Source organism: Rathayibacter sp. AY1F6 (genome assembly GCF_002932035.1).
Lineage (GTDB): Bacteria > Actinomycetota > Actinomycetes > Actinomycetales > Microbacteriaceae > Rathayibacter.
Genome location: NZ_PSVD01000006.1, coordinates 145,907 through 171,829 on the forward strand (window position 1 = coordinate 145,907; position 25,923 = coordinate 171,829).

Sequence of the window (25,923 nt, forward strand, 5' to 3'; positions counted from 1 at the left end):
GCTACTTCAGGCTCGCCGCGGCGTCGTCGAGGGCCGCCTGCGGCGTCTTCGAGCCGGTCAGCGACTCCTGGATCGCGGTCCAGAGCGCCTTCGAGGTGTCGGGGTAGGCGACGCCGAGGTCGCTGGTGCGTCCCTGCGCGACCGAGATGGCCTCCACCCACGGCTGGAGCGCGGGGTCCTCGGTCGCCTGTTCGGCGGCCGCGTCGGCGTACGGCATGATGTACGACTGGCCGGCCGCCCAGGCCTTCAGGCTGTCGGGCTGGATGACGCACTGCGCGAACTCCGTGGCGAGGGTCTGCTTCGCGGCGTCGGAGGCGACCACCTCGACGAACTCGCCGCCGAGCGGGCTCGGTGCCGCTCCCCCGTCCTTCGCCGGGATCGGCACGACGCCGTAGTCGATGCCCGCCTCGTCGAGGGCGGAGAGCTGCCAGGTGCCGTTGACCATCATCCCGAGCTTGCCCGCGAGGAACTGGTCGCGGACGTCCTGCTGGTTGGCGTTGACGTTCGCCTGCGAGGCCGAGCCGCTCTTCACCAGGTCGGTCCAGAGCGCGAGCGCCGAGACGGCGTCGTCGGAGGAGATGTCCTCGAGGGTCGCACCGGAGCCCCAGAAGAAGGGCAGGAACTGGAAGGTGCCCTCCTCGGTGCCGACCGCGGAGAAGCCGAGCCCGGTGACGTCGCCCGCGGTGAGGGCCTTCGCGGCGGTGGTCAGCTCGTCCCAGGTCGTCGGCGGAGTGACGCCGGCTGCCTCGAAGAGCGCCTTGTTGTAGAAGAGCGCGAGGGTGTTCGAGCCGATCGACGAGCCGTAGGTCTTCCCGTCCAGCTGGCCGGCGGCGAGCACGTTCGGGAGGACGTCGCTGGTGTCGAGCCCGGAGGCGGCGTTGTCGACGAGCAGGCCGGTGTCGGCGAACTTCGCGACGTTGGGGTTGTCGAGGACGACCAGGTTCGGCGTGGTCTTCGACGCGGCCGACTGCAGGAGCTTGGTGGTGAGGTCGGGGTCGGAGGTGCGCTCGAGGGTGATCCCGGTCGAGGCCTCGCAGCCGGCCAGGAGCTGGCCGTAGGGGGAGGACGCGTCGTACTGGGTGAAGCTGTCCCAGAGGGTGAGCGACTTCGACGAGTCGTCGCCCGCTCCCTGTGCGCTGCACGCGCTGAGGGCGACTCCGGCGATGAGGACGAGGGAGGCGGCGCCTGCGGCTCGTCGGATGCTGTTCTTCACGGTATTCCTCTCTGAATACGGTCGGAACGAGCGGAGCGCTCGCGCCGGGAAGACCCTCCGGGGGCGCCCGCTGGGGCGGTCCGTTCGGAAGTCGTGGCGAGCCTAACCGAGTCGGAGAACCGGTTCAATAGATTTCGGAGAACCGGTTCACCGACCGCCCGGGGAACGCCCCCGGCGACCCGGTCGACGTCAGCCGCGCGCCCGCCGCCACGAGGGGACGACGCCCCGGCTGGTGCCCGGCGAGAAGGGCGCGGTGGTGCCGAGGTCCACGACCACCGCGGGCAGCAGCTCCGTCACTCCCGGAGTCGCGGTGCCGGCGAGCTCGTCGAGCACCAGGTCGACCGCCCGCGAGACCATCTCGTCGCCGGGCAGGTCCACCACGGTGACCGGCTGGTCGGCGTGCCGCATCACCGCCTCCGGGGCGATGGTCATGATCGAGCAGTCCTCCGGGACGCGCAGGCCCAGGCCACTGAGGCGCTGCAGGAACGGCTCGAGCACGCCCGGCCCGTGAGTGACCACGGCGCTCAGGCCGGGGAGCTGCTCCTGCGCCTGCTCGAACCAGTCGTCGACGTCGTCGGTGCTGGGGATGACGGCGCCCCGCACGCCGCGCAGGCGGCACTGGTCGAGGAAGCCCTCGCGGAACCGCAGGGCGAAGGCGTAGCCGCTCTCGTAGGCGTCGGGGCCCATCCCGAGGACCGCGATCTCGACGTGCCCGAGGTCGGCGAGGTGGTCGACGGCGACCCGCGCCGCGCCGTCGAAGTCGAGGTCGATCGCGCTGAACGGGCTGCCCTCGCCCGGGTAGCCGACCAGCGCGGTCGGCAGGCCGATGCTCGCGAGGACCGGCAGCCGGGGGTCGTCCCGGCGGATGTCCATCACGACGAGCGCATCGGCGAGGACGTCGCGCGCGAGCTCCCCCTCGCCCGTGCCCATCATCAGCAGGTCGAAGCCGCGGGCGCGGGCCGCGTACATCGCCGCCCGCACGAAGCGCATGAAGACGTCGACATCGGTCTGCCGCGACTCCGGATCGACGGAGGCGAAGAAGCCGAGGATGTTCGTGCGCCGCAGCGCCAGGGCCCGCGCCATCGGGTCGGGCCGGTAGCCGAGCCGCTCCACGCTCGCGAGCACGCGCAGGCGGGTCGCCTCCGGGAGCTTCTTGTTGCCGGAGAGCACGTAGGACACCGTGCTGCGGGCCACCCCCGCATCGGCCGCGACGTCGCGAATGGTCACCATGGGCTCAGCGTAGTGAGGGCGCGGCGACGGGAGGGCCCGCCGGCGACCCCCTCGACCGGTGGGCAGCAGCGTGCATACAAGGGCGGTCCGGCCGTCCCGCCGTGGGTGGAGAGCCGTCCGCCGCGAGCCGCGCGACGGCGCCGACGGACGCAGGCCGCGGACGAGCAGTCGGTCACGGTTGCGCGCGGGTCCGACGGGCACGTACGGTCGACCCGTACCTCGTCGCGAGCCGCGACGTCGGTGCGGCCGCTATACCGGCCGATCCAGCGGCTCGCGGTCACGGGGGCTCCCCGCACGGAAGACGGACTCTTGCGCTCCAGCACCGGTACTGCGTCCACGACGCAGCAGCTGCTCTCGCACTGACGTCCCCCGTGCCCGCCCCTCAGGGGCGAGCCGTTGCTCCTTCGGAGTCCGGTGGTCGTCGTGCGCCGACACCGACCCCTGGAGCACCGTGCCCTCCACTTCCCGCACCACCCCGCCCGCCGTCGTCCTCCACGACTGCACGTTCGCCTGGCCCGACGGCTCCGTCGTCCTCGACCGCGTCACCGCTGCGTTCGGACGCGGGCGCACCGGTCTCGTCGGCGCGAACGGCGCCGGCAAGTCGACCCTCGTCCGCCTCGTCACCGGCGGCCTCTCCCCCACCGCCGGGAGCGTCTCGACGACGGGACCCGTCGACCTGCTGCCCCAGCGCCTCCGGCGAGGGCCCGACGACACCGTCGCCGATCTCCTCGGGATCCGGCATCGCCTGGACGCTCTGCACGCGATCCTCCGCGGCGACGCGGATCCGCGGCACTTCGAGGTGCTCGCGGACGACTGGGACCTCGAGGCCCGAGCGCTCGCCGCACTCGGCGACGCCGGTCTCGACCTGGGGGAGGCGGACCTGCTGCGGCCGGTCGCGACCCTCTCCGGAGGGCAGGCCGTCCTCACGGCCGTGACCGGCGTCCGGCTGCGCGGTCGGCCGATCGCCGTGCTCGACGAGCCGACGAACGACCTCGACCGGCGCTCCCGAGGGCTTCTGCTCGACCTGGTCGACCGGTGGCGCGGGACGCTCGTGCTCGTCAGCCACGACCGGGAGCTGCTCGAGCACGTCGACGAGGTCGCGGAGCTGCGCGACGGGGCGGTCCGCACCTCCGGCGGGACGTTCTCGGCGTTCGAGGAGCGGCTCGCCCTCGAGCAGGCGGCCGCGGAGCGCGATCTGCGCGACGCCGACCGGCTTCTCCGCGCCGAGCGGCGGCAGCGCATCGAGGCCGAGACGACCATCGCCCGCCGGGCGCGGGCGGGGGCGCGATCGGCGGAGTCGATGCCCGCGATCCTCGCGAACGCGCGGAGAGGACGAGCCGAGGCGACCGCGGGACGGCTGCGCTCCGGGCACGGGGCCGCGGAGGCGCGGGCGCGCGAGCAGGTCGACGCCGCGTCGCGAGCAGTCCGGGACGACGACCGGGTCCGCCTCGACCTGCCGGACCCCGGGGTCGCGGCCGGGCGCCGTCTGGCGGAGGTGACGGTGCGCGGCCGGACGACGGTGCTCCAGGGGCCGGAGCGGATCGCCGTGGTCGGCGCGAACGGGACGGGGAAGACCACCCTGCTCGAGCACCTCGTCGGGGCGCCGGGTGCGCGGGAGCATCCGCTCGCCGGCACCACGGCCCGAGCGCTGACGGAGCGGGTCGGCTGGCTCCCCCAGCGCCGCGAGGGACTCCTCGACGAGGAGGCCACCGTGCGGGAGCACGTCTCCCGGGCCGCGCCGGATCGTCCGGCGGTCGAGCTGCGGAACGCCCTCGCGCGGCTCCTGGTGCGCGGCAACGTGGTCGATCGGAGGATCGCGTCGCTCTCGGGCGGCGAGCGGTTCCGCGTCGCGCTCGCCGGGCTCGTGCTGGCGCAGCCCGCTCCGCAGCTGCTCGTGCTCGACGAGCCGACGAACGATCTCGATCTCGCCACGACCGACCACCTCGTCGACGTTCTCGCCGCCTGGCGGGGCGGCCTAGTCGTCGTCAGCCACGACGAGGCGTTCCTCGACCGGCTCGGACTCCACTCCCGAGTGGTGCTCGACGCGGAGTGACGGCTGGTCCCCCGGCCCCCGGCGGTTCTGGCCTCGACCGTGCCCCTGCCGCCGGGGAGACTGGCCGGGCCCCTCCCGCCCCCAGCGAACGGACCGACGTGCTCACCGGACTCAGCGCCTTCCCCCTCACTCCGCTCCGCGACGACAGCATCGACGAGCGGTCGTTCGCCGCTCTCGTCGAGCGGCTCGCGCGGGCGGGAGTCGACTCGATCGGCGCCCTGGGCTCGACCGGCTCGGCTCCGTACCTGGACCGCGGCGAGCGCCGGCGCGCCGCCGAGATCGCCGTCCGCAGCGCCGGCCCGGTGCCGGTCGTGGTCGGGATCGGGGCGCTGCGCACCTCGCAGGTGCTGGCGCTCGCCGAGGACGCGCAGAGCGCCGGAGCGAGCGCGGTGCTCCTGGCGCCGCTCGGCTACCAGCCGCTGACGGACGAGGACGTGCTGGGGCTCTACGAAGACGTGACGGCTCAGCTCTCGGTGCCGCTCGTCGTGTACGACAACCCCGGGACGACGCGCTTCTCCTTCTCCGACGACCTCTACGGGGCCGTCGCCCGGCTGCCGCAGGTCGCCTCCCTCAAGATCCCCGGCGTGCCGGAGGGACCGGGCGCCGCGGCGGCGCGCGTCAGCGAGATCCGGGCGCGGGTGCCGGAGGGGGTCACCGTCGGGGTCTCGGGGGACGCCGCGGGTGCGCGCGGGCTGCTCGGCGGCTGCGACGCCTGGTACTCGGTGATCGGCGGCATCTTCCCGCGGACGGCGCTGTCGATCGCCCGGGCGGCGCAGTCGGGCGATGAGGCGGCCGCGATCGCGGGATCGGCACGCCTGCAGCCCGTCTGGGACCTCTTCGCGGAGCACGGCGGCAGCTACCGCGTGGTCGCGGCGATGGCGGAGCAGCTCGGTCTCGCCGAGGCGCGCTGCCTCCCGCGTCCGGTCCGCGGGCTCGGTGCACGGGCGCGGGCCCGGGTCGCGGAGGTCCTGGCGGAGCTGGGGCCGGTGCTGGAGTGATCCGCGGGCGGGTCGGCGGGAGGACGGCTCGGAAGGCGTGGTCGTTCCGGACAGCCGGAGGGGCGGGCCGGGGATGTCTCCGACCCGCCCCTCCGGCGGAGCACGCGACCTCAGCAGGCCTTAGACGCGCGGTAGGTGTTGCGTCCCGCCGCCACGAACAGCGCGTCGAGGACTCGGGCCTTGCCCGGCGCCACGGAGTAGCAGCTGCCGTCGAAGTCGGCGATGATGTCGGCCTTGCGCTCGACCGTGCTCGACCCGCAGTTGCGGAAGACGAGAGCGCGCTGGCGCAGGACGCCCTCGGGTCCGAGGGTGGCGCCGGTGGCCACCTCCTGGGCTCCGCACGCGTAGTTCCCGGCGCTCACGTACTGTCCGTTCGCGACCTCGGCCGCGGAGGCGGGCGTCGCGACAGCGACGACGCCGACGGAGGCGATGGCGCCCGTGAGGGCGAGGGTGGCAAGAGTTCGTCGAAGAGTCATGGTCGTTTCTCCTTCTGCTTCTCGGTCCCTTCACGCTGGCACCGGTCCGCCGACGAGCGCGAGGAACCTGGGAGCCTTCACACCGGGGGGCCAGACCGGTGCGGGGAAGTGCTCCCGAACGGAGCGAAAGGGTCGGAACCGGTGGGGCGGGCGATCAGGAACGGGCCTCTCCTTCGCTTCCTGAGCGCCTCGATCCGCCGCCGATGCGGTCGCCGAGCCGTGGATCGTTCCGCCCCTGCGGCGTCGTCCCTCCGCCGTCTCGCGACTGGCGCGCATCGACGGGTCGTCCGGCCGGTCCTCCGGCTAGCGTTGCAGGCACACCCCCCCCGCCGACCCGGACCGCTCCGCCGACCTCGTCGGTTCGCGGTCCCTGCACGAGGAGCCCCCGTGTCCCCCGACGATTCAGCAGTACCCCCCTCTCGAACTCCCGGCCTCCGGCGGCGCGCCGTCATCGGCGGCGCCCTCACGGGTGCTCTCGCTCTGGGCGCGGCGACGCTCCCGGCCGCCTCCGCCTCCGCCTCCCCCGTGCCCGGCCTGCCCGGGGAGAGGACCCGCACGATCAACGTGAGGACGAGGAACCGCGGCGTGCTCTACGACGTCCTCACGGTCTCGATCGCGGGCGACCTCGCGCGGATCTTCGTGCCGCAGACGGTGAAGCCGCGGCAGGCCGCGGCGGTACCGGTGATCTGGTTCATCCACTCCGCGCAGGCCGACCACACCTCGCTGTCCAGCGTCTTCGCGTACCCGGCCGAGCTCGCCGTCGAGCGGGGCGCCATCGCGATCTGCCAGACACTCGGCGGAACGATCTGGACCAACGACACCGCGCAGAAGCACCAGCGGAACGGCTACGCCTACCTCTCCGGCCAGTTCCCGATCGCCGCCAGCTACCTCTGGGCGATGTCGGCCGGCGGCGCGCTCGCCTGCGAGGACTACGGCGCGCGGGTCTTCCCCGGCATCAACGGCGTCTACCTGGTCAACGGCGTCTACGACCTCCGCGACACCCACGACCGCACGACGCGGGGCCGCATCTCGATCGGCGGTGCCTTCGGCGGCAGCACCGCTCAGATCGACTCCCACAACCCGAAGCGGCTGCCCGCCTCCGCCTGGGCCGGCGCGAACATCCGCGCGGTGGTGTCCGACACGGCCCACCCGGACCCGAGCGTGCCGCCGGCACTGCACGGGCTCGCCCTCGTGAAGAAGGCGACGGCCACGGCCAGGGAGGCGACCGTCCGGACGCACGCGCTCGGCCACAACGCACCGTCGTGGGTGAACCAGGACGGCATCGACGCGATCTTCCGCTGGCACGCCGGGCTGGCCGCCGCGCCGGCGCCGTCGGCGACGCCGACCCCGACGAAGACCCCCGTCGTCCGCCCGTCCACCGCGGGCCGCTGGGACTTCGACCAGGCGGACGCCCCGTACGCGGGAGAGCCGGGGTCCCCGTTCCGACCCCGCTGAGCGGTCCGGACGCGACGGCGTCCCTCGGGATGCGCTGACCGTCACGGGCCCGCGGCGGGAGCGCTCGGCCGCAGTGAGACCGGGCCTACGTCCCCTCCGCGGAGCTCCGCGGCGCCCTCTTCCGGACAGGGCCGCTAGAGGACATTGTCAGCGGCGGGACGGCCGTGCCACGGTTCGAGGACGGCCGATGAGGGCCGTCCCGATCGAAGGCAGCACATGCGCTCCAGCACCGTCCCTCGTCCGCCCGCCGTCCAGGACGGCACGTCGCAGCCGCGGGATCCAGGAGCGGCGCGGCGGCTCCGGCGGGGTCTGCTCGGGTTGACCGCGGCCGTCGCGCTCCTCGTCGGCACCGCCGTTCCTCTCGCGGCGGTCGCCGCTCCGTCCGCCCCTGTCCTCGGGGTGGCGGCCTGGGGAAGCGGCACCGACGGGAAGACCACGGTCCCGGCCGGGGTCGAGGGCGTCCTCTCCCTCGCCGCGGGCCGGACCCACAGCCTCGCCGCGAACGGCGACGGCGGGGTCGTCGCCTGGGGCCGCGGGTCGTACGGGCAGACCAGCGTCCCCGACGGTCTCACGGGGGTCGTCGCGGTCTCCGCCGGCGACTACAGCAGCCATGCGCTGAAGAGCGACGGGACCGTCGTCTCCTGGGGCTACGACGGCGACGGGCAGGTGTCGAGGAGTGCCGCGCTGACCGGGATCGTCGCGATCTCGTCCTCCCGCGACAACAGCCTCGCGCTCGGCAACGACGGCACCGTCACGTCGTGGGGCAGCAACGGGCTGGGCGAGGGCCTGGTCCCGGCCGGCCTCGGAGGCGTCACGGCCATCGCCGCGGGCCAGCGCCACAGCCTCGCCGTGTCCGGCGGGAGGGTGGTCGCCTGGGGCTGGGACCTCTACGGGCAGACCGACGTCCCCGCGGGGCTCGAGGGCGTGGTGGCCGTCGCGGCGGGAGAGACCCACAGCCTCGCGCTGAAGGAGGACGGCACCGTCGTCGCCTGGGGCGCGAGCTCCGACTCGGTCGTCGTCGACTACGGCCAGACCACGGTGCCGGAAGGCCTGTCCGGGGTCGTGGCGATCGCCGCCGCGTCCGACTACAGCCTCGCGCTGAAGGGCGACGGCACGATCGTCGGCTGGGGCCGGAGCTCGGCCGGGCAGCTGCAGTCCCCCGCCGGCCTCGCCGGCACGACGGCTCTCGCAGCCGGACCCGATCACGTGCTCGCCCGGGGCCCGCGTCCGGTCCTGACGGCGGATGCTCCTCCCGCGTCCGGGCCGCTCGGAGCGGCGGCCTCGTACACCTTCGCGGCCGACCGCCCCGCCTCGTTCGCGATCGCCTCCGGCTCACTCCCCGACGGCCTGACCCTCAGCGCGTCCGGGCTCCTCTCCGGCACGCCGACGACCGCGGGCACGTCCACCTTCGCCGTCTCCGCGCGGAACCCCTTCGGCGCCACCGTCGGGGCCCCGCACACGTTCGCCGTGGCGGAGACGACGGTCGCGCCGACCCTGGCCGGCGACCCGCCCGCCGCGACGGTGGGCACCCCGTACGACTTCGACTACAGCGTGACGGGCACACCGGCGCCGACGGTCTCGCTCGTCTCCGGAACGCTCCCCGCCGGCCTGAGCCTCGATGATCGTGGCGGCCTGACCGGGACGCCGACCGCCGACGGACGCTCCACCTTCACCCTGCGGGCCTCGAACGCTGCGGGGAGCGCGGAGACCACCAGCACCGTCGTCGTCTCCCCCGCCGCCGCTGCACCGGCGATCTCCGGCACCCCCGGGCCGGGCGTCGTCGGCACCGCCTACGACTTCGGCTACACCGTCTCGGGCTTCCCCGCGCCGTCGGTGGCCATCTCCTCCGGTGCGCTCCCGTCCGGCCTCACCCTGACTCCGGCCGGGCGCCTGACCGGGACTCCGTCCGCGCCGGGCACCTTCACGTTCACGCTGGCGGCCCGCGCCGGCACCGCCTCCGCGGAGACCACCAGCACCGTCACCGTCTCGTCGCCGACGGTCGCGCCGACCCTCTCCGGGACGGTCGCGGCCGGCGTCGTCGGCTCGGCCTACGACTTCCGCTACGCGGTGAGCGGTACGCCCGCTCCGTCGGTCTCCCTGGTCTCCGGCGCACTGCCCGCCGGGCTCACCCTCGACGCGACCGGGCGCCTCTCCGGGACGCCGACCACGGCCGGGACCACCACCTTCAGCATCCAGGCCGCGAACTCGGCGGGCACGGCTCGGGCGACGAGCACGCTGACGGTCTCGCCGAAGCAGGTCGCGACGAAGGCCGATCTGCGCGTCGACCTCTCCGGGCCGGCCTCTGCGGTGAAGGGGAGGACGCTCTCCTACACCCTCATCACGACGAACGCCGGTCCGGCTGCGTCTGGGTCGGTCGTCTCGCAGGTCGTCCTGCCCGCGGGTGTGCAGTTCGTCTCTGCGACCGGCTCGTACACCAGGGTCGGGAACGTCGTGGTGTTCCAGCGGGCCGGCCTGGCGGACGGGCGGACCGTGTCGGAGAAGATCACGGTGAGGGCGGCCGTCTCGGGCACGGCGACCGCGCTGGCGGCGGCGTTCTCGACGAAGACGCCCGACCCGTCCATCCGCAGCAACGCGGACACGGCGAGCACGACGATCCGCTGACCGCGGGAGCGTGACGGCGGGCGGTCCCTCGCGGGCCGCCCGCCGTTCTCGGTGCGGGAGCGTCGAGGTCCGCCGCGTCCGCGCCTCGTCTTCGACCGCTAGCCGGCCCGAGGGCGGTAGAAGCGCACGACCGGGAGGGCAGCCGTCGGAGCCTCGCGCACGACGATCTCGAGGCGCTGGATCAGGGCCGGGACGGTCGGCGTGGTCTCGAGCCGGCACTCGAGCTCTCCGTCGCGGCCCGGCAGGAGGAAGGCCGCCTGCGCCGCGGAGGCGCTCCAGAGCAGCCGCTCCACCAGCGGCCTCGCGGTCGGGTCCTCGGCGAGCCCGCCGATCTCCGCGATCGCCGCGGCGAGGCGGCGGGCGCGCACGTCGGCCGGCACATCGCTCAGCAGGTTGGGGCTGAACAGGGCGCCGCTGCCCGGCTCCTCCGCCCGGGTGAGGTCTCCCGCGACGATCGCGGCCTCGACGGCGGCGGCCGCGGCGAGCGTCGACGGGAGGAGGGTGATGGTCCGCGCCGGAGGAGCGGTGTCCTCGAGGGCGGCGCGGAGGAGTCCCGTCGCGGCGGCGGCGAGCTTCGCCCCGTTCGCGGTCGCGAAGACCACGGCCCCCAGGCCCGACTCCAGATGCCACCGCATGTTCGACGACCAGCCCGGCAGGCCGCCGGAGTGGTGGGCGATCCCGCCGAAGCGGACGTCGTGCTCGACGACGAGGCCGAACCCGTAGGCGGAGCCGTCGAGCGTGCTCTCGACGGCGCGAGGGCTCAGCGCGGGGACCGGCGTCCAGCCGCGCTGCATCTCGCGGCGGGACGCGCGGCTCAGCACCGGGTCGTCGTCCGCGCCGTCCTCGCCCTCGAACGCGGAGGAGAGCCAGCCGCTCCAGCGGGCGATGTCGCCGACCGTGCTGAACATGCTCGCGGCGCAGGCGCCCGCTCCGGTGTCGGTGACTGGGCGGGGCACCCAGGTCGCTCCGTCGTCGAAGGTGCTGAAGCCGGCCGCGAGGTCGGTGCCGTCAGGGTAGTCGCCGCTGTCGTAGCGGGTGTCGTGGAGGCCGAGCGGCTCGAGGATCGTCCGCGTCGCGAAGGACGGGAAGTCCTCCCCGGTCACGTTCTCGACGAGCACGCCGAGCAGCCAGAAGCCGATGTTGGAGTACTGGTAGACCTCACCCGGCCGCTCCGTGAAGGTCAGCCCGCGGCGGACGACCTCGAGGAACTCCTCCCGCGTCAGAGCCATGACGTCGTCGGCCCAGCCGTTGTCCTCCGGGAGCCCCGAGCAGTTGCTGAGGAGCATCCTGACCGTCACGGGCAGCGGCCGGCCCGCGGAGTCGAGCGGGTCGGTGAACTCCGGCACGTGGTCGGCGACGCGGTCGTCGAGGCGGAGCAGCCCGCGGTCGCGCAGGATCAGCACCGCCGCCGCCTCGAAGCTCTTCGACATGGAGGCGATGCGGTGCACGGTCCCGGGCCCGGGAGCGGCGCCGTCGAGGCGGTGCTCGCCGCGGCCGTGGTGGACGAGCAGCCCGCTGCGGTCGAACAGGGCCCAGCTCAGCGAGGGGGCCGGCGGCGCCTCCTCGTCGAACCACCGGGCCAGCCGGTCCTGGAGCGGCGGGGAGAGGAGCGTCGGCCGAGGGAGCGTCATGCCCTCATCCTCCCGCACGCGGCACAGGCCGCCGCGGTCCCGCGGGTCACCGCGGAAGGACGCCGTCCGGGCTCAGCCAGTCCGGGCGGCTCCCCTCGACCGCGTCCAGGACGTCCTCCTGCGTGAGGGTCGCTGTTCTCGGCGGCGACGAGGATCTGGTCGTCGACGGGAGCGGAGTGACCCGCCGTGCATCCGGCGAGCGTCCCGATCAGCAGCTCTCCCCCGGCGACGCGCGCCCCCTCGGACCCGTCCGCTCACCGTCGAGCGTCGCGGCGATGGCCGCTCCGGCGGGCTGACGGGTCCCGGCGAGAGCCCGGAGCGACTGCCGTCACCTGCGAGCCGGACGAGGAACTTCTCAGGTCCTCTTGCGTGTCGCAGGCGCGGAACCTAGTTTTGTCGAACCGGTTCGAAGCACTGTTGCTCCGACCCCGGACCGACGCCCGCCGTCGTCCGGCCGGCTGTCCCCACAGAAAGTGACCAGCGTGACAACGATGTCCTCCCCGAGGCGCGGCACCCGCTCCCTCGCCCTCGCGCTGAGTGCCGCGACACTCGCCGCCCTCGCCGTCGCTCTCCCGAGCGCCGAGTCCGCCTCCGCGGCCGACACCTCCGTCCCCGCCGACGCGCTCATCCTCCAGTACGACTTCGAGCAGGGGCAGGTGTCCGGATCCACGGTCGCCGACCTCTCGTCGAAGAAGCTCGACGGCACCGTCGTCAACAGCGCGAGAGCGACGTACGTCGCGGGTCGGAAGGCCGGTACGACCGCGATCGACCTTCCCGGGGGCGCGGCGGACTCGACCTCCGCGCCGTACCTGACCGTGCCGAACGGGCTCTTCCAGGGCGTGACGCAGACCACCGTCTCCGCCTGGACGAAGTGGTCCGGCACCGGAGGCTTCCAGTGGCTGTGGTGCCTGGGCATCAGCCCCGACGCCGCGTCGGCCTTCGCTCCGTCGTTCGACGGCGGCAGCGCCCGCGCGATCATCAAGCAGCTGAAGGACGGCGGCGAGACCGGAGTCTCCAGCTCCTCGCCGCTGCAGAAGGACCAGTGGGTCAACGTCACCGCGACGATGGACGGCACGACCGTGACCCTGTACCTCAACGGTCTGCAGGTCGCGACGGCTCCCGCCTCCGTCGACCTCGCGAAGCAGCTCTACTCCGCCTCCGCCTCCAAGAGCGGCAACATCGGCCGGGCGCTCTGGAACGTGCACCCCTACTTCGACGGAGCGATCGACGACTTCCGCGTCTACAACCGGGCTCTGACCGCCGCTCAGGTCCGGGGTCTGGCGGGCGACGCCGCGCCGGCCGTCACCGGCGTTCTCTCGACGAGCGTCGCGGTCACCACCGGCATCGGCGTCGCGCCGGCCCTGCCGGGGGTCCCCGCCACCTACTCCGACGGCGTGAACCGTGACGCCCCGGTCACCTGGGAGAGCGTCCCCGCCTCCGCGTACGGGAAGCGCGGCACCTTCACCGTGAAGGGCACCGTCACCGGCCTCGGCACCGCGGTCACGGCGACCGTCACGGTGCGCGCACTCGACGAGATGACCATCGACCTCGGCACGAGCACCGGGGAGTTCATGGGCGGCGCGTCCGGCACCCTCTACGGGGTCTACGGCGAGGGCCTCCCCTCCGACAACCTCCTCGAGGGGATCGACCTGCGCACGGTCTCGACCAAGGCGCAGGACGGGCCGCAGCATCCGGGCGCGGACGCGTTGAGCGTCGCGAAGGCCGTCGCCGACACCTCGGACGGCGACACCTACATCTACATGACGGACATCTACCGCGGCTTCCCCTACGAGTGGCCGGGCAGTACTCCCCAGGAGAAGCTGGCCGACTACCAGGCGAAGATCGCCACGCAGGTCGACCAGGTGCTCGCGCTCCCCGAGGAGTACCAGGACAACATCGTGTTCGTGCCGTTCAACGAGCCCGAGGGCAACATGTTCGGCAACGGGAAGTGGAGCTACGACGGGAAGAGCTGGCTGGAGGACCCGACCGCGTTCTTCGCGGCCTGGGACAGCACCTACGCGCTGATCCGCGACAGGATGCCCGACGCCCGCATCGCCGGACCGAACACCAGCGTCCTCTACGACCAGGTCCGCGGGTTCATGACCCACACGCTCGAGCAGGACACCGTCCCCGACGTGATGACCTGGCACGAGCTGAGCGCCCCGGGTGAGATCCGCACCAACGTCGACCGCTTCCGGGCCTGGGAGGACGAGCTGTACGCGGGCACGTCCTACGCCGGGAAGCACCTGCCGGTGAACCTCAACGAGTACGCCTTCAACTACCACACCTCCGTGCCCGGCCAGATGGTCCAGTGGATCAGCGCGCTCGAGGACAAGAAGGTCGACGGCGACATCGCCTACTGGAACATCGACGGCAACCTCTCCGACTCCGCGGTGCAGGCCAACCGCGCCAACGGCCAGTGGTGGCTCCTCAACGCCTACGCCTCGATGACCGGCGACACCGTCGCGGTCACGCCGCCCAAGCCCGGCCAGAGCTACACCCTCCAGGGCGTCGCGACCCTCGACACCGCGGCCAAGCAGGCGAGAGCCCTCTTCGGTGGCGTCGGCGGCTCGCAGAAGGTCGCGTTCGAGCGCATCCCGGCCGCCACCTTCGGCTCGAAGGTCCACGTGGAGGTCAGCGAGATCCGCTGGACCGGCCAGGTCGGCGACTCGGGAGCCCCGCAGACGGTGAAGGAGTTCGACGCGTCCGTCGTGGACGGCGCCCTCTCGCTCGACTTCGGCGGATCCCTCCCCGCGCTCGACGTCGACTCCGCCTACGAGGTCGTCCTGACCCCGGGCGCCAACGCGTCGTCGCCGTCCGCCTCGCCCGTCGACTTCCGCCAGAAGTACGAGGCCGAGGACGCCCGCTACACCGGATCGCGGAACCTCAACGGACCCGAGGGCTCGCCGACCAACGTCGGTGGCTTCTACACCTCGGGCGGACGCAACGTCGGCGGGATCCGCACCGGCGGCGACCTGAAGCTCGACTTCGCGGTCACCGTCCCGAAGGACGGCGAGTACGACCTCAGCGTCTTCGCCAACTCCCTCAACACCTACGCCGCCAACGCCCAGCAGGGTCCGATCAACGCGTTCCTGAGCGTCGACGGCGCTGCGGAGCAGGAGATCCTCCTTCCGCTGGCCTACAAGTTCGTGGTCTGGGACCACGCGGACACCAAGGTGAAGCTGACCGCCGGCACCCACACGATCTCGCTCGCCGCGAAGAACCTCGCCGGCACGAAGTCGACCGTGGGCGACGCGATCGTCGACAAGATCGAGCTCTCCCTCCCCAGCGCGGCCGCCGCGACCTCGATCCACGAGGCCGAGACCGGCACGCTCGACAACGGAGCGACGGCCGACTACTCCCGCGCCGGCGTCTCCGGCTCGGGCACGGCGACGCTCACCAGCGGCGCCTCCACCACCGTCTGGGGCTACTCCGCGAAGGACGCGCCGTCCTCCGTGACCGTGGACACCCTGGGCGGCGGCACCGGCGACCTCTACGTGAACGATGTGAAGGTCGGGCCGGTGGGCGCGAGCTCGACCCGTCAGGTCTTCCTCTCGGGCGGCGTGAACAAGATCGAGGTCGTCGGCACGAGCGGCACGCTCCTCGTCGATCGGATCGTCATCGGAGCGAGCGCGAACCCGCCCGCGACGACGAGCTACGAGGCGGAGGCGGCCACGATCACCGGCCCCGCCACGGTCCGCGACCTGTCCTTCGCGTCGGGCGGCAAGGCCGTCGGGAACATCGGGGGCGGACGCGACGGCGACTCGACCCTCACCTTCGGCGACGTGAAGGCTGAGCAGGACGGGACGTACGCGCTCACGCTGCGCTACTCCAACGAGGAGCAGTCCCCCGCGACGCACTACAACCCCGACCCGCTCGCCCGCCACGCGGACATCACGGTCAACGGAGTGACGCAGCGCGTGCTCTTCCCGCACACGTTCCACCAGAACCAGCTGTGGGACCTGAGCGTGCCGGTCACGCTCAGGAAGGGCTCGAACACCATCGCGATCACCTCGAAGGAGCTCCCGGGCTTCGACGGGACGACCTACCTCTCCGACACCTTCCCCGGCGTCCTGCTCACCTCGCAGTACGCGCCCAACATCGACAGGATCTCGGTCACGCCCTTCGTCGGGCGGACCACGGGCCTGACGGTGAGCGGCACGGCGGCCTCGCGCTGCACCGCGGGGAAGGTCACGATCACGGGGACGGCGACCAACACAAGCGCGGTCGCCGCTGACATCACGATCGGCTCGGCCTGGGGCACGAAGACCTTCACCGGGGTCGCTCCCGGCAAGACGGTCTCAGCCGCCTTCAGCACCCGCGCTGCGAGTGTCGGAGCCGGCGCTCTCGACGTGCGGATCGCGGGGACGGTCGACGGCGCTGCGGCGAGCGGATCCACGGCACCGGCCTACGGTGCGGCCCGCTGCGGCTGATCCGTCCAGAACGCCCTGACGCGGCCGGGCACCTCGTGCGCCCGGCCGCGTCGGCGTGTCGTCGGGACCGGAGGTTCCCCGACGGGGACGAGCGCGCCGTGGACGAGCAGAGCGCCGGAGCCGCAGCGTCCGGTCCTCGCTCCGGGGACGCGGCGCCCGAGTTGCGTGCGCCGCGCCGCACTGCCACTCTCGACACGGTTCGAGCGGGGGTGGAGATGGCCACGATCGGAGACGTCGCGAAAGCGGCAGGGGTCTCTCGCAGCACGGTGTCGTACGTCCTCTCCGGCAAGCGCAGCATCTCCCCCGAGACGCGCAAGCGCATCGAGGACGCGATCGCCGAGCTCGACTTCACGGTCAACGCCGGAGCACGGGCGCTCGCGACGCGCCGCACCATGGCGCTGGGCCTGCTCGTCCACTTCGACCCGGACGAGTTCGCGCCCGCGATGGTCGAGTACGTCCTCCCCATCACGGCCCGCGCCCGCGAGCTCGGCTACGACGTGCTGCTGGCCACCGAGGCCGACGGGGCGGCTGCCGTCCGCCGGCTCACGCGCTCCGGCCAGGTCGACGGACTGATCCTCCTGAGCGTCGCGGACGACGACGACCGGCTGCCCGTCCTGCGCGCCTCGCGGCGGCCCGGTGCCGCCCTCGGCGTGCCCGCGGACGCCTCCGGGGTGGACGTCTTCGACCTCGACTTCGGCGACGCGGCCCGCCTGCTGATCGAGCACCTGGGCGCCCTCGGGCATCGGAGCATCGGTCTCGTCACCCCTCCTGAGCGCGTCTTCGACCGCGGAGGGACCTACGGGCTCCGGTTCCGCGAGTCGGCTCTCGAGACCGCCGGTCGGCTCGGGATCGAGCTGGTGCTGCGCCCGGCCGCCACCGCCGCCGACGCCGTCGAGCCGATGGTCACGGCGTTCCTCGACGACAACCCCGGTGTCACCGCGCTGGTCGTCCACAGCGACCGGACCATCGCGATGCTTCCCGCGATCCTGGGCCGACGCGTTGTCGCCGTGCCCGGGCAGCTGTCCGTCGTGAGCCTGTACTCGGCCGAGTTCGCCCGCGACTTCTCGCTCCCCTACAGCTACGTCGAGACGGGTGCCGCCGAGCTCGGCGCGCACCTGGTCGACACGCTCGTCGAGCGGATCGAGCAGCCGTCCCGCGGCGAGGAGCCGTCGATCCGCCTCCTGCCCGCGCGTCTCGTCGACCGCGGGAGCGCCCGCGCGGTCTGAGGACCGCTCCGGAGCCCCCGAGGCCCGGTCAGAATCGCGAGGCGACCTCGTAGAGGACCTCGTCGTCGCCCGCGTAGACGCCGTCGCGCCGCGGCCAGTGCGCGATCACGTCCGTGAAGCCGAGCTCCTCCGCCCGGCCGGCCATGTCCTCGAATCGGGCGACGCTCTCGAGGGAGTAGTCGCCCCCGGAGTCGAGCGAGAGGTGGCGCTCGACGGTGCGCGGGTCGCGCCCGGCCGCGTCGAGCGCCGCGTCGAGCCGCCGGGAGAGGGACGCGACCGCCCGCCACCACTCCTCGCTCGACACTCCCTCCGGGCCGGTGGTGACCCAGCCCTGCCCGCGCTCGGCGACGAGCGCGAGGCCCTTCGGCCCGTTCGCGGCGAGGACGAACGGGACGCGGGGGCGCTGCACCGGCTCGCCCACCATCCGCGCCGAGCGGGCGGTGAACCACTCCCCCTCGAGGTCCACGCCGCTCGAGCCGGGCTCCTCGAAGCGCAGCAGCGCGTCGAGGGCCGTGACGAACTCGGTGAAGCGCTCGTGCCGCTGCCGGGGTGAGTAGTCGGGCTGCCCGAGCACGCGCGCGTCGAAGCCCGTGCCGCCCGAGCCGACCCCGAGGATCGTCCGACCGCCCGAGATCTCGTCCAGCGTCGCGATCTCCTTCGCGAACGGCACCGGGTGGCGGAAGTTCGGGGAGGCCACGAACGTGCCCAGGCGGAGCGTCTCGGTCACCATCGCGGCAGCGGTGAGGGTGGGGACGGTCGCGTGCCACGGCTGGTCGGCGAGGGAGCGCCAGGAGAGGTGGTCGTAGGTCCACGCGTGGTCGAAGCCCAGGCCCTCGGCCGACTGCCACTTCCGGCGGGCCTCGGCCCACGGGTCCTGCGGGAGGATGACGATGCCGTGTCGCATCGTCCGAGTGTACGAGCGCCGTCGGGTCAGAGCGCGGCGGGCGGCACCGGGGGCGGATCGGGCACCTCGTCCACGACCGAGCGCGGGACCATCAGGGTCGGCATCCGCACGCGCAGGCGCAGCGGTTCCCGCTCCGACGCGCCGAGCAGCTCGCGGGCGGCGCTCCGCACCTGCCGGGCGAGCGCCGGGTGCACGGCCCCCGGATCCTCGAACGCGGAGACCAGCTCGCGCAGCACTCGGGTGGTGCTCCGCGGGTCGCCGTCCTGCCTGGGCATCGGATCGGCCCCTCACTCTCGGCACGGCCGTCAGGGTCCCGGCGGTGCAGCGGATGTCTCGCGCCGACGGTAGGGCCGGGGACGGCCCCGTGGCACTGAGGTTGACAACGGGAGGACCCGGCGGATCGCGGTGTGCGGGGTGCGATCCGGGCGAGGGCGGTCCTGCTGGGGATCGACGGCCACCGCCGGGAGAGCCCGCTTCCCACGATCGCGCCCGTCCGGTCGCGGCTGCTCTCGGGGCGTGATCACGACGACGGAGCGGGTGGACGACTGGATCGAGGGCTGGTGCCGTGCACGCGGCGTGCAGCGCGTCCGCGAGGACGGGGCCTGGCTGGTCGAGGTCGGAGCGGAGTCGCGCACGCGGGAGCGGATCCTGGTCGATCCGTCGCCCTCCGCGCTGCAGGCGGGCGCCGAGCGGATGGCCGGGCCCCAGGAGTGGCTGACGGTCATCGGCCGGGGCGACGACGCCTGCCTCGCGCCCGCCGCCGGACTGGAGCTCGTCGCGGGCGACGAGAGCCTGATGGCGGCGCTCCTCGGCCCGGGCCGCACCGCCGAGGGTGCCCTGCTCGAGGGAGCCGTGCTCGAGGCCGCCGACGGAGTGGCGAGCGTCCGGCTGCTGGTCGACGGAGTCGTCGCCGCTCAGGGCACCGCCGCCGTGCACGGGACGGTCGCGGTCCTGGACCGGATCGAGACCGATGCGCGGTTCCGCCGACGCGGGCTGGGACGGCGGGTCGTCGACGCCCTCACCGCCTGGGCCCGGTCCGAGGGTGCACGGAGCGGTCTCCTCGTCGCCAGCACGGACGGCCGCGCCCTCTACCTCACCCTCGGCTGGGAGGTGGTCGCGCCGGTGCGCATCTGGCGCGGGGCCGCACTCCGAGATCCGGGACAGGGCTGCGCGGCCGCCGGGCGATGATCCCCCGCCGTACGGCCCTCCGGGAGCGCACGTCCGCCTGAGTACGGAATTCCGCGCAGCGGATACAGGCGGCGGAGAACGGCGGAGCAGCCGTGAAGCGGCCGCCCGCCGATCTGTATTCAGCCGATAACACCACCCTCGAAAGAGGGACGCTCGCTATCGCCCGAACGGCCTTGTCCGAGAAGCGGATCATCCGCTTCTCGGACTCGTGTCACCGCCCTCGGGTCGTCACCCGAGAGCGCCCTTCTCGGCCGAGTAGAGCTGCTTCACCTGCTCCGCGGTCAGCGCCCGGTCCCACACCCGCAGTCGGGCGAGGGAGCCGGCGAAGCGGTTGATCATCGTGCCGTCCCGGCCGACCGCTCCGACCACGAAGTCGCCCGGAGCCGCGTTGAGGCCGTCGGGGTAGACGTAGGGGTTCTTGGCGTAGGTCGCGCCGAGCTTGTCGGTGTACTCCGGGTACGCGGTGGCGGCGCCGTCGAGGTACGAGACCGCGACTGCGCCGTCATACGTCCCGACGTGCAGCTGCCACACGCCGCGCGTGATCCGGCGGGGCTCCACCGAGTAGTCGCGCGAGTACGGGTAGCCGGGGGTCGGCCCGCCGAGCTTCGAGACGTGCATGCACACGCGCTCCCAGCCGCCGTACTCGGGGAGGTTGTTGAACAGCGCGTAGGAGCGCAGCGGCCCGACCGTCGACTCCTCCCAGACGCCCGCGATGCAGGCGCCGTCCGCGTCGGAGTTGAGCACCCACACCGCGATCGTCACCTGGCCGGTCGAGGCGCCCAGGTTGAGCGGGCCGACCTCGCCCTTGGGGACGACCAGGTGGTCCGTCGTCCCGTTGAGGGCGACTCCGGTGCCGAACGGCGTGGCTACGGCGCGGGCGGAGGAGCCCGCACCCTGCCGGAGCGCCGGAGCGCCCGCGACGGCCGAGGCGAAGGGGGCGGCGCTCTCGGCGAAGGACCACTCCGCGATCGGCGTGGGCACGGTGACCGTGGGGACCGGAGCGGCGTCGCCGACCACGAACGCGTCGAGGATCAGGTTGGTGCCGCTCGAGGAGGGATTGCGGCCGCTTCCGCGGCGGATGGTCACCGTGTGCGGCCCGGCCGCGAGCTGTCCGCTGCTCCAGACCGTCTGCTTCGACCGCGTCGCGGCGCTGTATCGGTCGACGGACGCGACCTTGACTCCGTCGAGCTCGACGTCGTTGATGCCGGACGAGCCGGTGAGGCGGCTGATCCAGCTCACACTGGTACCGGTGAAGGCGAGGGTGGCGGAGGCGCCCGCGGTGGTCGAGTAGGCGATGCTGCCGCCGCTGTCCGTGCTCGCCTTCAGCGTCGACCAGGTGCCGGTCGTGACGATCGGGGCGGCGCCGTTCTCGTAGGTGCCCGCTCCGGGCAGCGTCGTCGCCGGCGGAGGCGTCGCGTCGCCGACCACGAAGGAGTCGAGCAGCAGGTTGGTCCCGGTCGAGGCCGGATTGCGGCCGCTCCCCCGGCGGATCGTCAGCGTGTGCGGCCCGGCAGCGAGCTGTCCGCTGCTCCACACCGTCTGCTTCGAGCGGGTGGACGCGCTGTAGCGGTCGACGGAGGCGACCTTCACACCGTCGAGCTCGACGTCGTTGATCCCGGAGGACGACGTGAGTCGGCTGATCCAGGCGATGCTCGTGCCGGTGAAGGCGAGCGTCGCGGAGGCGCCGGAGCTGGTCGAGTAGGCGATGCTCCCGCCGCTGTCCGCGGTGGCCTTCAGCGTCGTCCAGGTGCCGGTGGTGAAGATCTGCGCGGCGCCGTTCTCGTAGGTGCCCGCGCCGGGCAGCGTGGACACGGGCGGCGTCTCGGGCTCGGGCTCCGTCTGCGGCACGGGGCCCTCGGCGATCCAGCGCTGGAAGGTGTCGAGCATCTCCTTGTTGGTGAAGCTCGGGACCTTGTGCCCGTCGGTGCCCTCCCCCGGGTGGGTGCGGACCGTCGCCTCCTTCGCCAGGGGCAGGGCCGCGGCGTGGAGGGCGGCGCCGTGCAGGGCGAACGGCACGACCTTGTCGTCGGGCGATCCGGTGATCCTCAGCCGCGCACCGCGCCACACCGACGCGGGCAGCCGCGCCGGGTTGGTGGCGGCGATGGCCGCGGCGTCGGCGTACTCCGGGCCGATCCGGTCCGGTTCGCTCGCCGCCCGCTCCTCCATGTCGTAGGAGCTGTTGCAGAGGTACGCGCCCCGGATGTTCGGCACCATCCGCTTCCCGTAGGCCCAGGTCAGAAGCGGCCCGCCCCCGGAGTCGGAGCGCAGGAGGCTCGCGTCGATCCGCCATACCGACGAGGCCCAGGCGACGACAGCGGCCTGGATCTCGATCGCCCGCGGGCTCGACCAGATGCTGCCGCCGTAGGTCGGGCAGATGCTGACGATGCCGCGGTCCACGGCGAGGTCGGCCGAGTACGCGAAGGCGCTCGAGAGCGCCGTGTGGGTGCCGTTGCGGGCGTGGTAGTACCAGAGCATCGATGCGCCCCTGGTCTGCGACGGAGGCGTCGCGTGCGGCACGAACAGGCGCGCCCGGTCCCCCGCGACGACGACGTCGATGATCTCGTAGCGCTTCCCGCCCGTCTTCGACGTGGCGGTGGACAGGCGCGAGACCTCGCCGGGCAGTCGGGGCACCGCGGTGAGGTCGCCGGCCGCGAGGGCCGGCGTCGCGAAGGCGATCGCGCCCGCGCCGGCGACGGATCCGGCGAGGATCGTGCGGCGGGAGAGAGCGGAGAGGGCCTTGACGCCCGATCGGGAGCCGGTGCGGGAGGAGTCGGCGGAGTCGCCGACGGCAGTGTCCTGAGGAGTCACGGAAGAGAGAGCCTTTCCGATCGTCACCGTTCCGGGTACACCGATCGAAAGAGGAGGGGAAGGCGTTCAGTGAACGAGCGGCAGCGCTCGCGCTACTGATGCGGATCGCCTTCTCCTCAAGAAGGAAAGGGAAGCCGGATCAGGCTAACAGAGGGGATGAGAAGGGGTTCAGTATTTCTACCCACCGTTTCATCAACCGGAGAAGAAGGAATCGCTTATCCGGCCGCTTATCGTCCCTTTTCCGGTGACACGACGCGTACTGGACACCGCCGTCTGGCAGGATGCCCCCGTGTCGGAGACGGGTCGGCTGCAGCGGGGCGGCGCCCTCCCCGTGCTCCTCGTGTTCCTCCGCCTCGGGCTGACCTCGTTCGGCGGGCCGATCGCGCACCTCGGCTACTTCCGCGAGGAGTTCGTGGTCCGCCGCGGCTGGCTGACCGATCGCGCGTACGCCGACCTCGTCGCGCTGTGCCAGTTCCTCCCGGGACCCGCGTCCAGCCAGGTCGGGATGGCGGTCGGCCTGCAGCGCGCGGGACTCGCCGGACTGGTCGCCGCGTGGTGCGGATTCACGCTCCCCTCGGCGATCGCCCTGGTCATCGTCGCCGGGCTCGTCGCCGGTGCGGGCGACGTCGCCTCCGCCGGCTGGCTCCTGGGCCTCCAGGCGGCGGCGGCCGCGGTCGTCGCACAGGCCGTGCTCGGGATGGCGCGCTCGCTCGCACCGGACCGCCGCCGCGCGACGATCGCCGGCGCAGCGGCTGTCGCCGTCCTCCTCGCCCCGGAGCCCGCGCTGCAGGTGGCGGTGATCGCGGCTGCGGGCCTGGCCGGCGTTCTCTGGCTCCGCCGCGAGGAGGGGGCTCCGGACGACGGCCCGGGGTTCGCGGTCCGGATCCCGACGGCGCTCGCGGTCTCGGCCCTCGCCCTCTGGGGGCTCCTCCTGGTCGGCCTCCCCCTGCTCGCCGCGCTCACCGGCGAGGGAGCGGCGGGTCTCGCCTCCGTCTTCTACCGGTCGGGCGCTCTGGTGTTCGGGGGCGGCCACGTCGTGCTGCCTCTGCTGGAGGCGCAGACGGTCGGCGCCGGCACGGTCGGGCAGAGCGAGTTCCTGGCCGGATACGGGGCGGCGCAGGCGGTGCCCGGCCCGCTCTTCACCTTCTCCGCGTTCCTCGGCGCGGTGGGCGCGGGGACGCCGGACGGTGTCGCGGGGGCGGCGATCGCGCTGGTCGCGATCTTCCTGCCGGGCGCTCTGCTCGTGGTCGGCGTGCTCCCGTTCTGGCAGCGGCTGCGGCACCTGCCGGTCGCGCAGCGGGCGCTGGCCGGCGTGAACGCCGGCGTGGTGGGACTGCTCGGCGCCGCCCTCTACGACCCGGTGCTGACCGAGGGCATCGGCTCGACCGGCGCTCTGACGCTCGCGATCGGCGCCTTCGTGGCGCTGACGCGCTGGACCGTGCCCCCGTGGATCGTCGTCCTCGCCGCCGCGGGCCTCGGCGCCCTGCTCCTCTGACTCCCTCCGGGGACGACGATCCGGACCAGCCCTGGCAGTCTGGACGCATGAGGGCTCGGGGGACGACAGCGGCAGTGGCGACGACGGCAGCGGCGGGGCTCCTGCTGCTGGGCGGGTGCACCGCCGGCGGCGGGGCCGAGGCGGGCGCCACGGCGTCCGCGCCCGCCTCGCGGACGCCGAGACCCGCCATCACCGACCTGATCACTCCGAGCCCGACCCCCTCCGCTCCGGCGACCGCCGAGCCGGTCGGAACCGTCGTCGACGCCGGGCCGGTCGGCGAGGGAGTCCCCGCCACCGTCTCGGGCACCGGCCCGGCCGACGTGTCGTTCCAGCGGCAGGGCGAGTTCGCGGTCGTCCTGAGCCTGGACTGCTCGGCCTGCACCGGCACGGCGATCGTCACCGCCGCGGGCCGGATGACGCCCTTCGGCGAGGCCGCCGCCCCGATGACGGGGTCGTTCCTGACCGGGATCTTCCGCGACGAGCCCGTCGAGCAGCAGGTGATCGTCCGAGCCGACGGGCCGTGGACGCTCGGCCTGCAGAGCTGGAACGACCTCGCGACGGTGAGCGGTGCGCAGTCCGGCACCGGCCCGGCCGTCCTGTTCTTCTCCGACGACGTCCCGCGCGTGACGGTCGACTACACGCCCGCGGGTCCGGACGACTCGTTCTCCGGCCGCGTGTTCACGACCTCCGATCAGCCGCAGCTGTTCGGCGACTCCGTCGCCTTCTCCGAGGTGTTCGAGGCCGACCTGCCCGGCGTCATGGCCGTCCAGACCGAGGGGACCTGGACCGTGACGCCGACGCCCTGACCCGGGGTCGCGACGCGCCGTCCGCGGAGTCGGGGAACGGGCGCCCCTCGGCCCAGACCCGCTGCACGCGGAGCGACGCGTCGAGCAGGACGACGTCGGCGCGATACCCGGGCGCCAGCAGGCCGAGGTCGCCACGGCCGAGCACGCGGGCGGGAACGGCGGTGAGGGCGGCGACGGACGCCTGCAGCCCGAGCCGGCCGGGCCCGACGGCCCGCCGCAGGGCCTCCTCCTGCGTGAGCGTGGATCCGGCGAGCACAGCGGTGCCCGCGAGCCGGGCGACTCCGCCGAGCACCTCGACGTCGAGCGGGCCGAGGCGGTGCACTCCGTCACCCGCCCCGGCCGCCGCCATCGCGTCGGTGACGAGCGCGATCCGCCCGGGAGCCGCCGCGAACGCGAGCCGCACCACCTCGACGTCCACGTGCCGGCCGTCGAGGATCAGCTCGAGCGCGACCCGCTCGTCCCCCAGGGCCACCGGGATCGGGCCCGGGGAGCGGTGGCCGATCCCGCGCATGGCGTTGAACGCGTGCGTGACCAGCCGGGCTCCGCGGTCGAACGCGGCCCGCGCCTGGTCGGCGTCCGCCTCGGTGTGGCCCACCGCGACCACCGTGCCGGCGCCGGCGAGCCGCTCCACCGCGGCGAGGGCTCCCGGCAGTTCGGGCGCGAGCGTGATCTGCGCGAGGCGTCCGCGGGCGGCGTCCAGCAGCCGGCTGACCGCGCCGGAGGAGGGGTGCACGAGAGCCGCGGGGTCGTGCGCTCCCCTGCGCGAGGGCGCGAGGAACGGGCCCTCCAGGTGCGCGCCGAGCACGAGCGGGTCGGCGGCCGCGAGAGCCGAGACCGCGTCCAGAGAGGCCTCCAGCTGCTCCAGCGGTGCCGACACCAGGCTGACCAGCGAGCGCGTGGTGCCGCGGGAGCGGTGCAGCGCGAGGCCCGCGCGGATCGCCTCCGCTCCTCCGTCGAAGGCGTGACCGCCCCCTCCGTGCACGTGGAGGTCGAGGAAGCCCGGGACAGCGGTGAGGCCCCGCGCGTCGTGCAGCTCCGCCCCCTCCGCCTGCGCCTGCCAGCCGGTGCCGGTGCCGGTCGCCGTGATCGCGCCGTCCCGCGCGCGGAGCCAGTGGTCCTCCACCGTCCCGGCCGCGTCGACCTTCCGTGCGCTGTGGATGATCAGCGCGGCGTGCGCCATGCGGTCCCCTCCTGGGTGTCGTTCCGGATCGTCGGGGACTCCGCCCCCTCCCGACGATGGCACAGCCCCTGCCGGTCGAGCCGGTCTGACACCGATCACTGCGCCACCCGAACGCATTCCGCGCCTCCGCGTCACGAACAGGGACCTCGCGCGTCTCCTGTGCATGCCTCCCCTGGACACCCGAACCCCCGCCCCCCGCCTCGCC

The 25,923-nt window shown here is 73.7% G+C and carries 18 protein-coding genes; 10 read left to right on the top strand and 8 right to left on the bottom strand.

The genetic code is table 11. The features are described 5' to 3' along the window. Nucleotide 1: 1 nt before the first annotated feature. Both C5C44_RS07900 and C5C44_RS07905 read right to left on the bottom strand, forming a co-directional pair. Nucleotides 2–1,213, bottom strand: coding sequence for an extracellular solute-binding protein (locus C5C44_RS07900; protein WP_104232593.1), 1,212 nt, complete (start codon nt 1,211–1,213; stop codon nt 2–4). 189 nt (nt 1,214–1,402) lie between these two features. Continuing rightward, a complete protein-coding gene (locus C5C44_RS07905; protein WP_104222050.1) occupies nt 1,403–2,443 on the bottom strand; it encodes a LacI family DNA-binding transcriptional regulator in 1,041 nt (346 codons plus the stop codon). A gap of 451 nt (nt 2,444–2,894) precedes the next feature. Here C5C44_RS07905 and C5C44_RS07910 point away from each other — a divergent pair, with 451 nt between their 5' ends. Further along, entirely contained in the window at nt 2,895–4,496 is a 1,602-nt protein-coding gene (locus C5C44_RS07910; RefSeq protein WP_104335644.1) for an ABC-F family ATP-binding cassette domain-containing protein, read from the top strand. A gap of 98 nt (nt 4,497–4,594) precedes the next feature. Beyond that, nucleotides 4,595–5,494, top strand: coding sequence for a dihydrodipicolinate synthase family protein (locus C5C44_RS07915; RefSeq protein WP_104268662.1), 900 nt, complete (start codon nt 4,595–4,597; stop codon nt 5,492–5,494). A gap of 110 nt (nt 5,495–5,604) precedes the next feature. Here the strand turns inward: C5C44_RS07915 and C5C44_RS07920 are convergent, their stop codons facing one another. Continuing rightward, nucleotides 5,605–5,970, bottom strand: a complete 366-nt coding sequence (locus tag C5C44_RS07920; RefSeq protein ID WP_104222056.1) for a hypothetical protein — start codon at nt 5,968–5,970, stop codon at nt 5,605–5,607. Between the two features lie 387 nt (nt 5,971–6,357). On the opposite strand from C5C44_RS07920, the gene C5C44_RS07925 reads away from it, so the two are divergent. Together C5C44_RS07925 and C5C44_RS07930 are read left to right on the top strand one after the other, a co-directional pair. Beyond that, a complete protein-coding gene (locus tag C5C44_RS07925; RefSeq protein ID WP_146084318.1) occupies nt 6,358–7,425 on the top strand; it encodes a hypothetical protein in 1,068 nt (355 codons plus the stop codon). 216 nt (nt 7,426–7,641) lie between these two features. Beyond that, nucleotides 7,642–10,047 (top strand): putative Ig domain-containing protein, encoded by a 2,406-nt coding sequence (locus tag C5C44_RS07930; protein WP_104335646.1) that lies wholly within the window; start codon nt 7,642–7,644, stop codon nt 10,045–10,047. A gap of 98 nt (nt 10,048–10,145) precedes the next feature. On the opposite strand, the gene C5C44_RS07935 is transcribed toward C5C44_RS07930, so the two are convergent. Then, a complete protein-coding gene (locus C5C44_RS07935; RefSeq protein ID WP_104335647.1) occupies nt 10,146–11,678 on the bottom strand; it encodes a serine hydrolase in 1,533 nt (510 codons plus the stop codon). Between the two features lie 122 nt (nt 11,679–11,800). Between C5C44_RS07935 and C5C44_RS16990 the strand changes: the two genes are divergently transcribed. The 3 genes from C5C44_RS16990 to C5C44_RS07945 all read left to right on the top strand — a co-directional run bounded on the left by C5C44_RS16990 (nt 11,801) and on the right by C5C44_RS07945 (nt 17,337). Further along, on the top strand, nt 11,801–11,974 hold the full coding sequence (locus C5C44_RS16990) for a hypothetical protein (protein ID WP_181132766.1): 174 nt from the start codon (nt 11,801–11,803) through the stop codon (nt 11,972–11,974). A 195-nt stretch (nt 11,975–12,169) separates the two neighbouring features. Continuing rightward, on the top strand, nt 12,170–16,111 hold the full coding sequence (locus tag C5C44_RS07940; RefSeq protein ID WP_104335648.1) for a LamG-like jellyroll fold domain-containing protein: 3,942 nt from the start codon (nt 12,170–12,172) through the stop codon (nt 16,109–16,111). A gap of 215 nt (nt 16,112–16,326) precedes the next feature. Next, nucleotides 16,327–17,337: a LacI family DNA-binding transcriptional regulator gene (locus C5C44_RS07945; protein WP_104222146.1), complete on the top strand. Its 1,011-nt coding sequence runs from the start codon at nt 16,327–16,329 to the stop codon at nt 17,335–17,337. A 28-nt stretch (nt 17,338–17,365) separates the two neighbouring features. Here the strand turns inward: C5C44_RS07945 and C5C44_RS07950 are convergent, their stop codons facing one another. Beyond that, nucleotides 17,366–18,241, bottom strand: coding sequence for an LLM class flavin-dependent oxidoreductase (locus C5C44_RS07950; protein WP_104246838.1), 876 nt, complete (start codon nt 18,239–18,241; stop codon nt 17,366–17,368). Nucleotides 18,242–18,267: 26 nt separating this feature from the next. Next, nucleotides 18,268–18,516 carry a hypothetical protein gene (locus C5C44_RS07955; protein ID WP_146076891.1) on the bottom strand — a complete coding sequence of 83 codons (249 nt, stop codon included), beginning with the start codon at nt 18,514–18,516 and terminating at the stop codon, nt 18,268–18,270. A 241-nt stretch (nt 18,517–18,757) separates the two neighbouring features. Here C5C44_RS07955 and C5C44_RS07960 point away from each other — a divergent pair, with 241 nt between their 5' ends. Beyond that, on the top strand, nt 18,758–19,429 hold the full coding sequence (locus C5C44_RS07960; RefSeq protein ID WP_219827838.1) for a GNAT family N-acetyltransferase: 672 nt from the start codon (nt 18,758–18,760) through the stop codon (nt 19,427–19,429). 228 nt (nt 19,430–19,657) lie between these two features. Here the strand turns inward: C5C44_RS07960 and C5C44_RS07965 are convergent, their stop codons facing one another. Beyond that, nucleotides 19,658–22,237, bottom strand: coding sequence for a LamG-like jellyroll fold domain-containing protein (locus C5C44_RS07965; RefSeq protein ID WP_104335649.1), 2,580 nt, complete (start codon nt 22,235–22,237; stop codon nt 19,658–19,660). Between the two features lie 289 nt (nt 22,238–22,526). Here C5C44_RS07965 and chrA point away from each other — a divergent pair, with 289 nt between their 5' ends. Together chrA and C5C44_RS07975 are read left to right on the top strand one after the other, a co-directional pair. Continuing rightward, complete coding sequence (chrA, locus tag C5C44_RS07970) at nt 22,527–23,732, top strand: chromate efflux transporter (protein WP_258066692.1); 1,206 nt, start codon at nt 22,527–22,529, stop codon at nt 23,730–23,732. A gap of 74 nt (nt 23,733–23,806) precedes the next feature. Beyond that, nucleotides 23,807–24,538 carry a hypothetical protein gene (locus tag C5C44_RS07975; RefSeq protein WP_104335650.1) on the top strand — a complete coding sequence of 244 codons (732 nt, stop codon included), beginning with the start codon at nt 23,807–23,809 and terminating at the stop codon, nt 24,536–24,538. Here the strand turns inward: C5C44_RS07975 and C5C44_RS07980 are convergent. After that, a complete protein-coding gene (locus C5C44_RS07980; RefSeq protein ID WP_104335651.1) occupies nt 24,489–25,718 on the bottom strand; it encodes an N-acetylglucosamine-6-phosphate deacetylase in 1,230 nt (409 codons plus the stop codon). The genes C5C44_RS07975 and C5C44_RS07980 overlap by 50 nt on opposite strands. Nucleotides 25,719–25,923 lie beyond the last annotated feature (205 nt).

Coding starts and splice junctions, on each gene's coding strand:
- C5C44_RS07940 (WP_104335648.1), top strand. CDS start 12,170: ATGTCCTCCCCGAGGCGCGGCACCCGCTCCCTCGCCCTCGCGCTGAGT.
- C5C44_RS07980 (WP_104335651.1), bottom strand. CDS start 25,718: ATGGCGCACGCCGCGCTGATCATCCACAGCGCACGGAAGGTCGACGCG.
- C5C44_RS07945 (WP_104222146.1), top strand. CDS start 16,327: ATGGCCACGATCGGAGACGTCGCGAAAGCGGCAGGGGTCTCTCGCAGC.
- C5C44_RS07950 (WP_104246838.1), bottom strand. CDS start 18,241: ATGCGACACGGCATCGTCATCCTCCCGCAGGACCCGTGGGCCGAGGCC.
- C5C44_RS07920 (WP_104222056.1), bottom strand. CDS start 5,970: ATGACTCTTCGACGAACTCTTGCCACCCTCGCCCTCACGGGCGCCATC.
- C5C44_RS07935 (WP_104335647.1), bottom strand. CDS start 11,678: ATGACGCTCCCTCGGCCGACGCTCCTCTCCCCGCCGCTCCAGGACCGG.
- C5C44_RS07905 (WP_104222050.1), bottom strand. CDS start 2,443: ATGGTGACCATTCGCGACGTCGCGGCCGATGCGGGGGTGGCCCGCAGC.
- C5C44_RS07930 (WP_104335646.1), top strand. CDS start 7,642: ATGCGCTCCAGCACCGTCCCTCGTCCGCCCGCCGTCCAGGACGGCACG.
- C5C44_RS07955 (WP_146076891.1), bottom strand. CDS start 18,516: ATGCCCAGGCAGGACGGCGACCCGCGGAGCACCACCCGAGTGCTGCGC.